At 33.2% G+C, this 15,559-nt stretch carries 14 protein-coding genes; 7 read left to right on the top strand and 7 right to left on the bottom strand.

Annotation, left to right across the window (positions count from 1 at the left end; genetic code table 11):
* Positions 1-184: 184 nt before the first annotated feature.
* The 3 genes from ACUN3A_RS10820 (at position 185) to ACUN3A_RS10810 (ending at position 3,131) form a co-directional block, all read left to right on the top strand.
* The gene (locus ACUN3A_RS10820; RefSeq protein ID WP_445551307.1) at positions 185-1,591 is read left to right on the top strand and encodes a hypothetical protein; all 1,407 of its coding nucleotides are present in this window, start codon (positions 185-187) and stop codon (positions 1,589-1,591) included.
* A 97-nt stretch (positions 1,592-1,688) separates the two neighbouring features.
* Positions 1,689-2,024, top strand: a complete 336-nt coding sequence (locus ACUN3A_RS10815) for a T9SS type A sorting domain-containing protein (RefSeq protein WP_445551306.1) — start codon at positions 1,689-1,691, stop codon at positions 2,022-2,024.
* A 126-nt stretch (positions 2,025-2,150) separates the two neighbouring features.
* Entirely contained in the window at positions 2,151-3,131 is a 981-nt protein-coding gene (locus ACUN3A_RS10810; RefSeq protein ID WP_445551305.1) for a LuxE/PaaK family acyltransferase, read from the top strand.
* A 50-nt stretch (positions 3,132-3,181) separates the two neighbouring features.
* Here ACUN3A_RS10810 and tyrS read toward each other — a convergent pair whose 3' ends face one another.
* Complete coding sequence (tyrS, locus tag ACUN3A_RS10805) at positions 3,182-4,480, bottom strand: tyrosine--tRNA ligase (RefSeq protein ID WP_445551304.1); 1,299 nt, start codon at positions 4,478-4,480, stop codon at positions 3,182-3,184.
* Positions 4,481-4,621: 141 nt separating this feature from the next.
* Here tyrS and ACUN3A_RS10800 point away from each other — a divergent pair, with 141 nt between their 5' ends.
* Positions 4,622-5,608, top strand: a complete 987-nt coding sequence (locus tag ACUN3A_RS10800) for an NAD-dependent epimerase/dehydratase family protein (RefSeq protein WP_445551303.1) — start codon at positions 4,622-4,624, stop codon at positions 5,606-5,608.
* Here the strand turns inward: ACUN3A_RS10800 and ACUN3A_RS10795 are convergent.
* From ACUN3A_RS10795 to ACUN3A_RS10785, 3 genes are read right to left on the bottom strand one after another with little or no spacing between them, the layout of a single operon-like run.
* On the bottom strand, positions 5,601-6,143 hold the full coding sequence (locus ACUN3A_RS10795) for a DUF4296 domain-containing protein (RefSeq protein WP_445551302.1): 543 nt from the start codon (positions 6,141-6,143) through the stop codon (positions 5,601-5,603). The genes ACUN3A_RS10800 and ACUN3A_RS10795 overlap by 8 nt on opposite strands.
* 10 nt (positions 6,144-6,153) lie before the next feature.
* The gene (locus ACUN3A_RS10790) at positions 6,154-7,494 is read right to left on the bottom strand and encodes a dihydroorotase (protein ID WP_445551301.1); all 1,341 of its coding nucleotides are present in this window, start codon (positions 7,492-7,494) and stop codon (positions 6,154-6,156) included.
* An 11-nt stretch (positions 7,495-7,505) separates the two neighbouring features.
* Complete coding sequence (locus ACUN3A_RS10785; RefSeq protein ID WP_445551300.1) at positions 7,506-8,231, bottom strand: polyprenol monophosphomannose synthase; 726 nt, start codon at positions 8,229-8,231, stop codon at positions 7,506-7,508.
* A 101-nt stretch (positions 8,232-8,332) separates the two neighbouring features.
* Here ACUN3A_RS10785 and ACUN3A_RS10780 point away from each other — a divergent pair, with 101 nt between their 5' ends.
* The 3 genes from ACUN3A_RS10780 (at position 8,333) to ACUN3A_RS10770 (ending at position 10,344) form a co-directional block, all read left to right on the top strand.
* Complete coding sequence (locus ACUN3A_RS10780) at positions 8,333-9,004, top strand: DUF4271 domain-containing protein (RefSeq protein WP_445551299.1); 672 nt, start codon at positions 8,333-8,335, stop codon at positions 9,002-9,004.
* Positions 9,005-9,017: 13 nt separating this feature from the next.
* The gene (locus ACUN3A_RS10775; RefSeq protein WP_445551298.1) at positions 9,018-9,767 is read left to right on the top strand and encodes a uroporphyrinogen-III synthase; all 750 of its coding nucleotides are present in this window, start codon (positions 9,018-9,020) and stop codon (positions 9,765-9,767) included.
* 223 nt (positions 9,768-9,990) lie between these two features.
* Positions 9,991-10,344, top strand: a complete 354-nt coding sequence (locus tag ACUN3A_RS10770) for a hypothetical protein (protein WP_445551297.1) — start codon at positions 9,991-9,993, stop codon at positions 10,342-10,344.
* Positions 10,345-10,496: 152 nt separating this feature from the next.
* Here the strand turns inward: ACUN3A_RS10770 and ACUN3A_RS10765 are convergent, their stop codons facing one another.
* The 3 genes from ACUN3A_RS10765 to ACUN3A_RS10755 form a co-directional block, all read right to left on the bottom strand.
* A complete protein-coding gene (locus ACUN3A_RS10765) occupies positions 10,497-11,183 on the bottom strand; it encodes a zinc metallopeptidase (RefSeq protein ID WP_445551296.1) in 687 nt (228 codons plus the stop codon).
* 92 nt (positions 11,184-11,275) lie between these two features.
* Positions 11,276-11,461 (bottom strand): hypothetical protein, encoded by a 186-nt coding sequence (locus ACUN3A_RS10760; RefSeq protein ID WP_445551295.1) that lies wholly within the window; start codon positions 11,459-11,461, stop codon positions 11,276-11,278.
* A 652-nt stretch (positions 11,462-12,113) separates the two neighbouring features.
* A complete protein-coding gene (locus ACUN3A_RS10755) occupies positions 12,114-15,158 on the bottom strand; it encodes a leucine--tRNA ligase (RefSeq protein ID WP_445551294.1) in 3,045 nt (1,014 codons plus the stop codon).
* Positions 15,159-15,559: the final 401 nt, after the last annotated feature.

Raw genomic sequence — 15,559 nt, 5'->3', positions numbered from 1 at the left:
TTTTTTATTAATGAATTCGCATTGTACTAAAACATAAAACATTAAAAACAAATTCAATACACTTAACATTTACTTGACATTAATCTTATTTTTTGATAACTCTAATGTAATGTTCTGGTAACTCGCAAGGAGAATTTTGCCTGTAAATTTGTTGAAAATAAAAAACAAAAATAATACAACAACTATGAAAACAAAATTTTTAGCTTTAGCAATGTCTTTAGGCTTATTAATCGCATCATGTAGTAGTGATGATAATTCAACAGTAGAAACAGATGAATTAACTGGTACAGAAAGTATTGTCGTAGGTGGAACTACTACCTTTTCAAGCACAACTCCAGGTGGTACTTTTACAAGTGCAACTCCTGCAGTAGCAACTGTTGATTCTAAAACTGGAGTAATAACTGGAGTATCTGTTGGAACATCTGTTATTACATATGCTGTAACAGGAAATGAAAACATAACAAGAACTGTAACTGTAACTGCAACACCTGCAGCAACAGGAGATATCAAAGGACCAATTACTGCAAACGTAACTTATCCTTACGGAAACTATAACTTAATCGGAATTGTAAAAATCAACTCTGGTGTTACAGTAACTTTTGAAGCAGGATCTACAATCACTATTGACAAAGCTAATGGAGACAATGCTTTAGTTGTATTGAATGGTGGAAAATTAATCACAAAAGGAACTGCTGACAAACCAGTTGTATTTACTGAAAAATCAAAACTTCCAGGATCTTGGGGAGGTATCATTATGTATGGTGATGCTCCTGCAAAAGTAGCTGGTGGAGGTACTACTTCAACTTCAGAAGATGGAAATAAAATTACTTATGGTGGAACAAATGCTGCTCACAATGGTGGTTCATTAGTATACACAAGAGTTGAATATGCTGGTGCAAAATTAGCTGATGGAGATAAAGAAAACAATGGTTTTACTTTCTACTCTGTAGGTACAGGAACAACTTTAGATCACTTAGTATCTTATAAAGGTGCTGATGATGGATACGAATTCTTTGGTGGAACTGTAAGTATGACAAATGCTATCTCTTATGGTAACTACGATGATGCTTTTGACTGGCAAGATGGATGGCAAGGTGCTGCTAATACAAACTGGTACGCTTACCAAACAGGTAAAGGAAACTACGGTATGGAAATAGAAGCTTCATTAAATGACAATACATTTGGACCAACAGTTACAAACATTACTCTAAAAAGAGAAGCTGGAAATGTACCAGAAGTTGGCGACAATCAAGTGGATGCTTTCCAATTCAAAAGAGAAGGAAACGGAACATATAGTAACATCATCATCGATGGTTATGGTAACTTCACAAATGCTGGTGGTACAGTTTTCAAAGGTAGCGCAGTAAGCATACTTGATGATGTAACAAATAACCACCAAGTAAAAACATCTAAAATTAAACTTACAGATGTAAAAATCACTAACACTACGAATGTTTTACCAATTGGTGCTACTGATTTAATTGTGGTTGCTTTCCCTTCTGGAACTTTCACTCAAAGTACTACTGCAACAGGTGCTAATTTAACTGCTGGTGCATGGGCTACAGTTGATGGAGTTAATTTGTTAAAATAAAACTCTTTAGTTAAATAAATATTAAAAACATCCTAAAAATTTAGGATGTTTTTTTTTGTCTGATTTTTTTTCTATCTTTACTCTTCAAAATAAGCTGATGGCAAAAAACTACTTTTATATTATACTCTTAGCGGTCATTTTTTTTACTACTGGTGCACTAGCACAAGATAGTAAACAGCCGAAAATTCAAGAAGACGTTTCAATTGAAGGGTTAAGTTTGTATCCAAATCCCGTGACTAGCGGTAAAGTTTACATCACTTCAAAAAAAGACTCAGAAAAAGAAATAATCATCTTTAATGTATTAGGAAAAAAGGTATTACAAAATATCATTAATACTCGAGAACTAAACATCTCAAATCTTTCACCAGGTGTTTATATCATAAAAATTACAGAAGAAGGAGCTACTAGCAGCAGAAAACTAATCGTTCAATAATTTCAGATAACAAAATCATAAAAGTTCCAATAATCATTGGAACTTTTTTTTGTTCTTTTTTTAAAGGATAAATACCAAAAAACAAAAAAGGCTTAAAAATATAATATCTTTGCCATCAAAAAAATCTTGATTACAACCAGCGACATATTTAGCATTTCGAGTCATAAGCAATTTGAAAAAATAGCTTTGAAAGTATTCCGTTTTCAATATGAAAATAATTTGGTTTACCAGGAATTTTGCGATTTATTAAAAACAAATCCACAAAAGGTAAAGTCACTGCATCAAATCCCTTTTTTACCGATTCAGTTTTTCAAGAGTCACCATGTTGTATCAAACAATAATCCTATTGAAACTACTTTTACAAGTAGCGGCACTACAGGCGCTATTACCAGCAAACATTTGGTGACTGACGTTTCCGTTTATGAAGAAAGCTATCGCCAAGCATTTTCTCAGTTTTATGGAAACATTGAAGATTATGTCATCTTAGCACTACTTCCGTCCTATCTTGAAAGAGAAGGTTCGTCTTTAATCCACATGGTTGAAGATTTAATACAACTTACAAACAACAGCGATAGTGGTTTTTACCTCAACAATCACGAGGAATTAATCCAAAAAATGATTGAATTAGATAAAGCAGGACAAAATGTAATTCTGATTGGAGTTACTTATGCTTTATTAGATTTAATCGAAAAAAGAACCTTCCAGCTACAACACACCATTATCATGGAAACTGGCGGCATGAAAGGCAAACGCAAAGAAATGATTCGCGAAGAATTACACGAACAGCTTTGTAGCGGATTTAGCGTTACTGCTATCCATTCTGAATACGGCATGACTGAACTACTTTCTCAATCGTATTCATTAGGAAACGGCATATTTGAATGCCCGTCTTGGATGCAAATCCACATTCGCGATACCGAAGATGCTCTTACTTATATAAACAACGGCAAAACAGGCGGAATAAACGTAATTGACCTAGCCAACATCAATTCCTGTTCGTTTATTGCTACGCAGGATTTGGGCAAAAAATATCCCAACAACTCTTTCGAGGTATTGGGACGTTTTGATAATTCGGATATTCGAGGTTGTAATTTAATGGTTATTTAAAAAAGTTGAATCGGGTATCATTCCAATTAAACTATTTACCGATTAAACAGTTAAACCACTCTAATCACAAAATAATTTTTCTTTCCGCTTTGTAATAACACAAATTCGTTATTGATTAAATCGTTTGTTGACAAAACAAAATCTTCTTTTATTTTTTCTCTATTTACAGAAATAGAATTCGCTGTTAAAGCGCGTCTTGCCTCACCATTTGATTTAAAAAAGCCTGTTTTTTCATTTAGAACAGAAACAATATCCAAACCTGATTCAATATCAGATTTACTAATTTCGGCTTGAGGAACACCATCAAAAACTTCTAAAAAAGTAGCCGAATCCAATTGCTTCAAATCTTCAGCATTTGAGTTTCCAAATAAAATATTCGATGCTTGAATTGCTTTCTCTAACTCTTCTTTTGAGTGCACAAAAATAGTCAGTTCCTCGGCTAATTTCTTTTGCAAGACTCTTAAATGTGGCGCAACTTTGTGTTCTTCAATTAAAGCATCAATTGTTTCTTTATCTAAAAAAGTAAAGATTTTGATATATTTTTCGGCATCCACATCTGTTGTATTCAACCAAAATTGGTAAAATTTATACACCGAAGTTTTATCAGCTGTTAACCATACATTTCCACCTTCGGATTTACCAAATTTAGAACCATCTGCTTTAGTAATCAAAGGACAAGTCATTGCAAACGCCTTGGCTTCTTCTCCAACATTCATTCTACGAACTAATTCAGTTCCTGTGGTGATATTTCCCCATTGGTCTGAACCTCCCATTTGCAGTAAACAATTGTATTCTTTGTGCAAATGATAAAAATCGTATCCTTGAATCAATTGGTACGTAAACTCAGTAAATGACATTCCTTCACCTTCTCCAGCTAATCTTTTCTTCACAGAATCTTTAGCCATCATATAATTTACTGTGATTCTTTTACCCACATCACGTGCAAAATTAATGAATGACAAACCTTTCATCCAATCGTAATTATTGACTAAAACAGGCGCATTCACAGTAGTATCATTAAAATCTAAAAAACGAGATAAAACACCTTTTATTCCTTCAACATTATGATTTAAAGTTGCTTCATCTAATAAATTTCTTTCATCCGATTTCCCAGAAGGATCTCCAATCATTCCTGTAGCACCACCAACTAAAGCAATAGGTTTGTGACCAAAATTTTTAAGATGAACCAGTAAGATAATCGGCACCAAACTACCAATATGCAAAGAATCTGATGTAGGATCAAATCCGATGTAAGTAGTTGTCATTTCTTTTAAAAGTTGTTCTTCTGTTCCTGGCATGATATCGTGAACTAAACCACGCCATTGTAATTCGGAAATAATATTTTTCATTTATATAATAGTCAATTTTGGGCAAAGATAAAATTTAATGTTGATTTGCTTATTTGTTTAATCGGTTAATCGTAAAAAAGTTTTACCAAATAAACACTTTAACGATTTAACGAATCAACATAAAATAATATATTTGTAAATATGATATTAGTAACAGGAGGAACAGGTTTAGTAGGAGCACATCTCTTAATTCACTTAACAGAAAAAGGTGAACGAGTTCGAGCCATTTATAGAAATCTGGAAAACATCCAAAAAACTAAATCATTATTTTCATTATACAAAAAAGACTCTCTTTTTGAAGCCATTGAATGGATACAAGCTGACATTCTTGACATTCCTACACTAGAAGATGCTTTTCAGGGAATCACACATGTGTATCACTGTGCTGCGATGATTTCATTCGACCCAAAAGACGAAAACCGCATCCGAAAAACAAATATCGAAGGCACAGCGAATATTGTAAATTTTTGTTTGGCTTACAACATTCAAAAACTTTGTCACATAAGCTCAATAGCTGCTCTTGGAGACCTGGCTGCTCACGAAACAATTATCACTGAAGAAACCGAATGGAATCCCGAAAAACTGCATAGCGATTATGCAATTTCAAAATATGGTGCTGAAATGGAAATCTGGCGTGGTCAACAAGAAGGACTTCAAGTGGTAATGATAAATCCTGGCGTTATTATCGGACCTGGTTTTTGGGATCAAGGAAGCGGTGAATTTTTTACCAAAATCAAAAATGGATTTCCTTTTTACACGAAAGGATCTACTGGTTATATTGCTGTAACCGATGTAACGACAATTATGTATCAATTAATGAAGAGTGACATACATGGAGAACGATACACATTGATTGCTCAAAATATTACTTTTGAAAATATCTTATTCTCTATAGCGGATGCTTTAAAAGTAAAAAGACCCAAATTTCACGCTACCCCTTTAATATTAAACAGTTTATCCCAATTAGACTGGGTAATTTCTACAGTTTTTAGAACAAAAAGACAACTTAGTAAAGCCACTGTAAAATCATCCTATTCCACTGATTTATATTCTAATACAAAAATAAAAAACGCCTTGAACATAACATTCACAGACGTTTTTGATTATATAAAAGAAATTGCTATTTAGTAACTTTATTTGTTTTTTTAGTCTTTGCTTTCTTTTTCTCAGCATTGACTTTAGCGATAGAATCTTTCTTTTTAAGTTTTAATTCTTTCTCTTTTTTTACCTTATTAATAGAATCTTTTTCTCTCTTAATTTTTAATTCTTTTGCTTTCTTCGCTTTTGCTTTTTTAAGTGCTAGAGCCTTTTTTTCAGCCTTTTTATTTATTAAGTCTATTGACTTTTTCTCATTTTTTAACCGATCATTAACCTCATCATACATTTTTTTATACTCTCTATAATCGGAAGCATAATAAGCATTACTCTTTACAAACTGAATACTGTCAATTTTGTATTTTTTAAAAATATATGTATTTGGATTAACACCATTAGCGTACAATATGTCTGGATTTTGATATTTTATAACATCTAAAAGAAACACATCATAAAGAATCTCTTTCATTACATTTTTTTCAATAAGATTATCTGGCTTTTCCACCAAATCCTTATTACAACTTAAAAATAAAGCAACCAAAATAAAAAGTGATAGTACTTTTTTCATCTTATATTTTTTATCGGTCGAATAACATTCTTTCTCCCGCACGAATGTCTTTTACTTTAAAACCAGAGTAAACCAACTTACCATTAACAAAAGTATGCGTAATTCTAGATTTAAAAGTATATTTTTCAAAAGGTGACCATCCGCATTTTGAAAGTATATTTTCTTTCTTCACACTCCAAGGCAACCCTGGATTGATTATAACTAAATCAGCATAATAACCTTCCTTAACAAAGCCTCTCTTTTCAATTTTGAAAATTTTAGCAGGGTTGTGACACATCTTTTCTACAATCTTTTCCACACTTATCTTACCTTGATGATGCGCTTCAAACATAGCAACAAGAGCGTGTTGTACCAATGGTCCTCCAGAAGGAGCTTGCAGGTATTTTTGTTTTTTTTCTTCTAATGTGTGAGGTGCGTGATCAGTAGCGATTACATCAATACGACCATCATTCAACGCTTCCCACAAGACTTTTCTATCATTTTCAGTTTTTACTGCTGGATTCCATTTGATAAAATTCCCTTTTGTTTCATAGTCATCATTGGTAAACCACAAGTGATGCACACAAACTTCAGCAGTAATCTTTTTTTCTTCTAGTGGAATTTTATTGGTAAACAATTCCATTTCTTTGGCAGTCGAAAGATGAAAAACATGCAATCTCGCTCCTGTTTTTTTAGCCAAAGCAATGGCTTTTGAAGAAGACAAATAACAAGCCTCTTCACTACGAATAAGATGATGAGCTGTTACAGGAACATCTTCACCATATTCTTCTTTATATTTTTCCAGATTGTTTTTGATAGTCTGCTCATCTTCACAATGAACTGCAATCAACATAGAAGTACATGAAAATATTTTTTCTAAAATTGCCTCATTGTCAACTAACATATTTCCAGTAGAAGACCCTAAAAATATTTTAATCCCAGCTACATTTTTTGGATTTGTTTTTAATACTTCTTCCAAATTATCATTGGTAGCCCCCATCATAAAAGAATAATTGGCAAAAGACTTTTCGGCAGCAATTTGATATTTTTCTTCTAAAATTTCCTGAGTAACAGCATTTGGAACAGTATTGGGCTGCTCAATGAATGAGGTTATCCCACCCGCAACAGCCGCTCTAGACTCAGATTCAATATCGCCTTTATGTGTAAGACCTGGCTCTCTAAAATGCACTTGATCATCAATAACACCTGGCATAAGATAATTTCCTTCGGCATCAATAATCATGCAGTCAGACGATTTCAGACTAATATTATCCGAAACCTCAACAATAAGATTATTCTCTACAAGAACATCTCCTTCAAAAATAACTCCTTCATTAACTATTTTAGCATTCTTAATTAAATATCTATTCATAGTATTCTCTTTTACAAACTGTTAACTATTTTTTTTAAACGCAATAAAATAACTCCAAATACGGCTTCCACTATTATAGAATTACTCATTTTAGACTGGCCTTTGGTTCTATCTGTAAAAATAATAGGCACTTCCGAAATTGCCAATTTTTTACAATAGGTACGGTATTTCATTTCAATCTGAAATGCATAACCCACAAATCTTATTTTATCTAAATTAATGGATTCGAGTACATTTCTTTTATAACAAACAAAACCTGCTGTTGCATCATGTATTTTCATTCCAGTAATCATACGAACATAAACTGACGCAAAATAAGACATTAAAACACGACTTAATGGCCAATTTACAACATTTACACCTGTCACATAACGGGAACCAATCGATAAATCGGCATCACCAAAATGACAAGCATCGTATAATTTTTCTAAATCATTTGGATTGTGAGAAAAATCAGCGTCCATTTCAAAAACAAAATCGTAATTATTTTTCAATGCCCATTTAAAACCATGAACATACGCAGTACCTAATCCTGATTTTTCGGCTCTTTTTTCTAAAAACAATCTACCTTCATACTCTTTTTGAAGCATAACCACTTTATCAGCGGTAAAATCTGGAGAGTTATCATCAATAACTAAGACATGGAAAGGTCTGTGTTGAGAGAGCACAGCCCTAATAATGCTTTCGATGTTTTCAATTTCGTTATAGGTAGGAATTATAACAATGCAATTGTTCATATTACGCGTAATTTCGATGCAAAAGTAACCTTTTTATGCCACTTGATTATTATAAAATTATAATAAATAATGTTATAAAAATCACTAATTTTGCTGTAATTATGACTGAACACGTACTTCATCCTAGAATAACAGACACCAGCGATTGGGTAACCATCCTTTTTATTATGGCTTTGGGTATTATCGCTTTGACTAAATCCATTTATGAAAATCGTTTTGAAGATTTTACGAAATTAATTTTCTCAGACAAATACACTCGAATATACAGAGACAGCAGCCACTTGATGGGTATGTTTACCATTTCGTTATTTTTTGTTCAAATAATCTCTTTTTCATTTTTTATTCAAATTTTATTATGCCATTTCGGCTATGGATCAAAAACGGATTGGGTACTATTTATTCAGATTTTCACTTTTGTTATTTACTTTATTTTATCGAAATATTTGATTGAAAAAATTATTGCTACGGCATTCCAAATAGAAGAAGTTGTCGAACAATTTAACTCTCAGAAGGTTACCTACCGAACTTATATAGGTTTATTATTACTCCCAATTGACATTCTTTTATACTATTATAATTCAATTCTAACCAACATCCCTTTGGTAGCCCTATACGGCATAGTGATTCTAAACTCTTTCCTTTACCTATTCTCGATAAAAACTTACAGAAAAGAAATTTTCAGCAAGTTGTTTTATTTTATTTTATATCTTTGCACTCTCGAAATAGCACCCTATTATTTTATGTATTATTGGTTTACAAAAGATAGCGTTTAGAAATAATTAAATTATGAAAGTGAAAACAATTTTGGTGTCACAACCAGAACCTAAAGTAGAAAATTCTCCTTACTTTGAGTTGCAACAAAAGCATAAAGTAAAAGTTGATTTCAGACCTTTTATTCATGTAGAAGGAGTAAACGCAAAAGAAATTAGACTCCAAAAAATTGATCTAAATAACTACACAGCTATTATATTAACCAGCAAAAATGGCGTAGATCATTTCTTTAGAGTAGCAGAAGAAATGCGTTATAAAATACCTGAAGGATTAAAATACTTTTGTCAATCTGAAGCAATAGCTTTTTATCTACAAAAATATGTAGTTTACAGAAAACGTAAAATCTACGTTGGACCAAAAGATTTTGCTGATTTGTCGCCTTTAATCAAAAAATACAAAGACGAAAAATTCTTGCTTCCAGCATCGGATCAATTAAATGCGGACATTCCTGTAACATTAAACGCTTTAAAAGTGGATTGGACTCCAGCTGTTTTTTACAAAACAGTTATGAGTGACTTATCAGACTTGGCCGATGTTTACTATGATGTTTTAGCATTCTTTAGCCCTACTGGAATTAAATCTTTATATAAAAACTTCCCAGATTTTGAACAAAACAATACTCGAATAGCCGTTTTTGGTAGTACTACTCAAAAAGAAGCATTGGATCACGGATTACGTGTAGACATTATGGCTCCAACACCAGGAACACCATCAATGACAATGGCTTTAGAAAAATATATTGCAGAAGTCAACAAAGCAAAATAGATATATCCAAAATCTAAATATTTTAAAAATCCAAATTCCAATTGTACTTAATTGGGATTTGGATTTTTTATTTTTAAAACAATCTCAACTGTTTTTGAATCCAAATTAAAATCGAAACTTTTATTTCCCTAGATCAATAAATTAATAACCAAATTCAATTATAATTTGAAAATTTAGTAACTTCGAAAAAGAAAAAAACTAATTTCAAAACTATCAAAAAAACATGAAAAAAATTCAACTACTCACAATACTGACCGTTATAGCAATGCTAACGGTTAATTGTAGCACTAAAAAAGGAAAATCAGATTATGTGGAAGCAAAAAAAATAAGCTACAATAACGACATCAAACCAATTATCGCTAATAGCTGTACTCCTTGTCATTTACCTCCTCAAGGAAGAAAAGAACCTCTAGAAAACTACGAACACGTAAAAGAAAATATAGATGCAATAATTGCACGAGTTAAATTACCACAAGACGACCGTAGATTCATGCCTCCTGTAAATAAAAAACCAGCTTTGACAACAGACGAAATAGCTCTTTTAGAAAAATGGCAACAACAAAATACGCCTGAATAAAGATTGTAATTAGAGAATATAACAATTAGATAATATGATAATTAGTCAATTAGATAATTTACTTTTTACCTATAAAAAAACCTGAAAGCATTTAGCTCTCAGGTTTTTTTTTAATTTTCTAATTGACTAATTAATTCATTTCTAATTAAAAATTAATTTCTCCTGCCGCCCATATAAATAGAGATATAATACAACAAAGTAGCAATTGAACCCAAAGCAGCAACTACATAGGTTCTAGCAGCCCATTTCAAAGCATCTTTTGCTCCTGCTTGTTCTTGTTGTGTTAGCATTCTTTTGTTCTCTAACCAAGCCAAAGCACGATTACTAGCATCATATTCTACTGGCAAAGTCACAATCGAAAACAAAGTTGTTGCTGCAAAAATTACAATTCCAATCAATAAAAGTGCTGGAAAGCTATTAATCATAAAGATCCCGGCAAGTAAAATCCATTGCATATAAGAAGATGCCACATTTACGATAGGCACCAACTGAGAGCGCAAAGTCAACATACTATAAGCTGTGGCGTGTTGCACAGCATGACCACATTCGTGCGCCGCAACTGCCGCTGCTGCCGCATTTCGTTGGTTGTAAACCGCCTCGCTTAAATTCACTGTTTTGTCCGCCGGATTGTAATGATCGGTCAATTGCCCTTCTACCGAAATCACTCTTACATCACGTATTCCATGATCGGCAAGCATTTTCTCAGCGATTTCGCGTCCAGACATTCCGTTTTGCAAATGCAGTTTCGAGTAAAATTCAAACTTACTCTTTAGTGTAGAACTCACTAACCAACTTGCCAGCATAATACCGCCCGCAAGAATTAAATAACTCATTCCCATATTTTGTATTTTTAATTTAAAGTTTAAAATCTACAAATACAACATCAAATTATGAACCAAAATTCAATTGTGTCATTTTGGCATTCCTAAAATTATTTACAAATCGTAATAAAGGCTATCAATTCTGCACCTTCATAATAGGTAAAAGAAACATTTATAACCTCATATCCTTCAGAAGACTTAGCATTCAGGAAAACCTCAACTTCTTTTGATAATTCTTCTTTCATACCGGAAAAACCAGCCTTTTTTTTCAAAATGTGAACTTCGTGCTTTTTCATTTTTTTTGTTTTTTATATTGGTTGTAAAAACGCAAAAAATGTTACATAAAAAAAAGCAGAACAAATAGCATTTAAGTAATTAGTGTATATCAAAATACTAACATCCAATATTATCATTCCGTAACGTCTTTTGGCACGAGTCGGAATAATACGTTTTGGGAACGCTTGAACATTATAAAGACATTATCGAAGGTCAAATTTTACGTAAAAAGTAAAGTATATTTTCAAGATTTAGATCCTCGGCAGGAGTTGAACATCATTATACAATACTAAATAGTTATAAATAATAATTAAATTGATATTTATAACTATTAAATTATTTTTTATGACAATTTAATTAATATTTTAAATACTTAAATTGATGTTTTTAACAATTAAATTGATATTCACAATAATAAAATTGATGTTCCTAATAATTTAATTATTACATTAAACAACATGAGCGTCCTTTCTCATGAAATTTATATATTTCATCGAAAAATATTATAGATATCAATGTATAGAGACGTACTGCAGTGCGTCTCTATAACATCATATTACAAACATAATCCCATAAAAAATCCCAAACCCCAATCGTTAAATTGGAATTTGGAATCTATTTTTTTGTCAATTGCTATTGACATTGAAATTGTTATTGAAATTTGATTTATTTCTATCCCACCAAATTAATAATTTTCCCTGGAACGATAATCACCTTATTGGGCGTTTTACCATCCAGTTGTTTTTGAGTTCTTTCATCTTTCATTACGATTTCCTCGATTTGTTCTTTGGTTAAATCCAAAGGCAATGTGATCGTAAAACGCATTTTTCCATTAAAAGAAACTGGGTATTCTTTCTCTGATTCTACCAAATGCTTTTCTTCAAAAACAGGAAAATCAACAGTTGAAATCGATTCTGTATTTCCTAATTGAGCCCATAACTCTTCAGCAATATGTGGTGCATAAGGCGAAATCAAAATCGCTAATGGTTCCAAAATCGCACGAGAATGACAATTTTGAGTTGACAATTCGTTCACACAAATCATAAACTGTGAAACCGAAGTATTGAAAGAGAAACTCTCGATATCCTCTGCTACTTTCTTAATAGTTTTATGCAATGATTTCAAGTTATCTTTCGTTGGTTCGTCATTGGTAACAATCAAACCATTTTCGTCAAAATACAAACGGCATAGTTTTTTCAAGAAACCAAAAACTCCCGAAATTCCTGCTGTGTTCCAAGGTTTGGCTTGTTCCAATGGCCCTAAGAACATTTCGTATAAACGCAAAGTATCAGCTCCATATTCATTACAAATATCATCCGGAGTTACTACATTGTATTTGGATTTCGACATTTTTTCGATTTCGCGACCAACGATGTATTTGTCGTTTTCGAAAAGTTCTGCATTATAATTTACATCTCTCCACGATTTAAATTTCTCAAAATCTAATTCATCTGAAGAATTTACCATTGAAACATCTACGTGTTGTTTTACTTTTTCAAATCTAAAAATATTTTTATATGATTTATTTCTATCAATTTCAGCAGAAGATATTGAATCTGGATATCTTTCTAATATCCATTTATCTAGTTCTTGATAATCATCTTTTTCAAAATTATTTTTTGAAACTAATAATAAAAATGGACTGTGTACAGATTCAGCCATAAGTTTTTTCCCCGCAGATATATCAGATGGGATATAATTACTAAATGAAACCCAATATCCATACACGAATGCACTCATCCCTAAAATCATCCCTTGATTAATCAATTTCTTGAATGGTTCTTCAGTTGGCGCAAAACCTTTGTCTTTTAAGAATTTGTTCCAAAAACGGGAATATAACAAGTGACCTGTAGCGTGTTCGCTTCCGCCAATGTATAAATCTACACTTTCCCAATAAACCAAAGCTTCTTTGCTAGCAAATTCTCCTTCATTTTTTGCATCCATATAACGCATCCAATACCAAGAACTTCCCGCCCAACCCGGCATAGTGTTCAATTCGAGAGGAAAAATTTCGAAATTATCAACCAAATCAGTATTTACAACTTCATTGTTTTTTGTATCCCAAGCCCAGATTGTTGCATTTCCCAAAGGAGGCAATCCATCTTCGGTTGGCAAATATTTTTCCACTTCTGGCAGGATGATAGGCAAATGCTGCGCATCAATCATTTGCGGTAAGCCATTCACATAATACACTGGGAAAGGCTCTCCCCAATATCTTTGGCGGGAGAAAACCGCATCACGCAAACGGTAATTGATTTTCCCTTTTCCTTGACCTATTTTTTCAAGCTCTTCAATTATTTTCTTTGTTCCTTCTTTGTATCCTAATCCATTTAAAAAATCAGAATCTACTAATTGGAAACCTTCTTTAGCTCCAAAAGCACTTTCAGAAATATCTTTATCGAAAATGTTTTTGATTTCCTGCATTCCGTTTTGCCCTTTGAAGAAATTCGCAAAAGCATAATCTCTTTCGTCACCGCAAGGAACCGCCATTACAGCACCTGTTCCGTAGCCTGCGAGAACATAATCCCCAATCCAAACAGGAATTGGTTCTTTGGTAAACGGATGCTCTGCATAAGCTCCGGTGAAAACTCCCGAAATGGTTTTTACATCCGCCATACGCTCTCTTTCGGAACGCTTGGCTGTTTTTTCGATATAGGCTTCAACTTCTGCTTTTTGTTCCGGAGTTGTGATTTGAGCCACCAATTCGTGTTCTGGTGCCAAAGTCATAAACGTAACTCCAAAAATCGTATCAGGTCTAGTTGTAAAAACTGAAATAGTTGTTGGTTGCTGGTTGTTGGTTGTTGGAACTACATTAAAAGTAACCATTGCTCCAACGGATTTTCCAATCCAGTTTCTTTGACTTTCTTTGATGCTTTCGCTCCAGTCGATATCATTCAGACCTTGCAGTAAACGCTCAGCATAAGCCGAAATTCGCATACTCCATTGCGTCATTTTTTTACGAATAACCGGGAATCCACCACGTTCTGAAACGCCGTTTACGATTTCGTCATTTGCCAAAACCGTTCCCAATCCCGGACACCAGTTCACTTCTGTTTCAGCTAAATAGGTTAAACGGTATTGCAACAAAATTTTCTCCTGCTGTTCTTTTGCGAAAGCGTTCCATTCATTTGCCGAAAAAACTTCAATATTATCGTCACAAACCGCATTTACATTCGCATTTCCTTCTGTAGAAAAAACAGAAACCAAAGTCGAAATATCCTCGGCCTTGTCTGTATTTTTATTATACCAAGAATTAAACAGTTGGATAAAAATCCATTGTGTATGCTTGTAATAATCAGGATTCGAAGTACGAACTTCACGATCCCAATCAAATGAAAATCCTATTTTGTCCAACTGCTTTCTGTACCCGGCAATCACTTTTCCTTCCTTGTCCACACCACCGTCAATATTTACGCGAGTCGTGTCCTCAGGACGCTGCCCTGTCTGAATCGCATATTGCTCAGCTGGCAATCCAAAACTATCGTACCCCATTGGGTGCAAAACATTAAATCCGCGATGTCTTTTGTATCTCGAATACACATCCGAAGCGATGTACCCTAACGGATGCCCAACGTGCAATCCCGCTCCAGATGGATAAGGAAACATATCCAAAACATAATATTTTGGTTTGTCTGAATCGTTTTTGGCAGCAAAAGTTTTATTGTCAGCCCAGTATTTTTGCCATTTGGCTTCTATTTCGTTCGGATTGTATTTCATTTCTTCAAGTTTCTAAGCATCTAAGATGCTAAGTTTCTAAGATTTTCTCTTATTTTTCAGTTGGCAAATTTACGTTTATTGTCGCTTGTTACCAAAGCAATTTTTTATTTAAAAAACCGAGTTAAATTAATTGATTTTGGAGCAGAAAGTTTTGGCTTTTCAACAAGCATTGGTCCCGCTATTCGTTACAATCTTGAGAGCCGAACCCCGGCTCACAAGGATTTTCACTTCTATCGGGGCTAGGGAGAAAGATTGTTTTTTTTTACACAATCCCTTGTTCTTTGCTCCTCTACGCCTTTGCGCGCTCAATTTCACGCTGAGACGCAGTGACGCAAAGTATACTACCAGTCATAAAAAATAAATCAAAAACGAATTACCCCTAAGTAAGAATACTTACATTT

The organism is Flavobacterium sp. WC2509, assembly GCF_052683105.1.
Note: the sequence above shows the minus strand (reverse complement) of the source record. Positions and strands in the feature narration are given on the sequence as shown.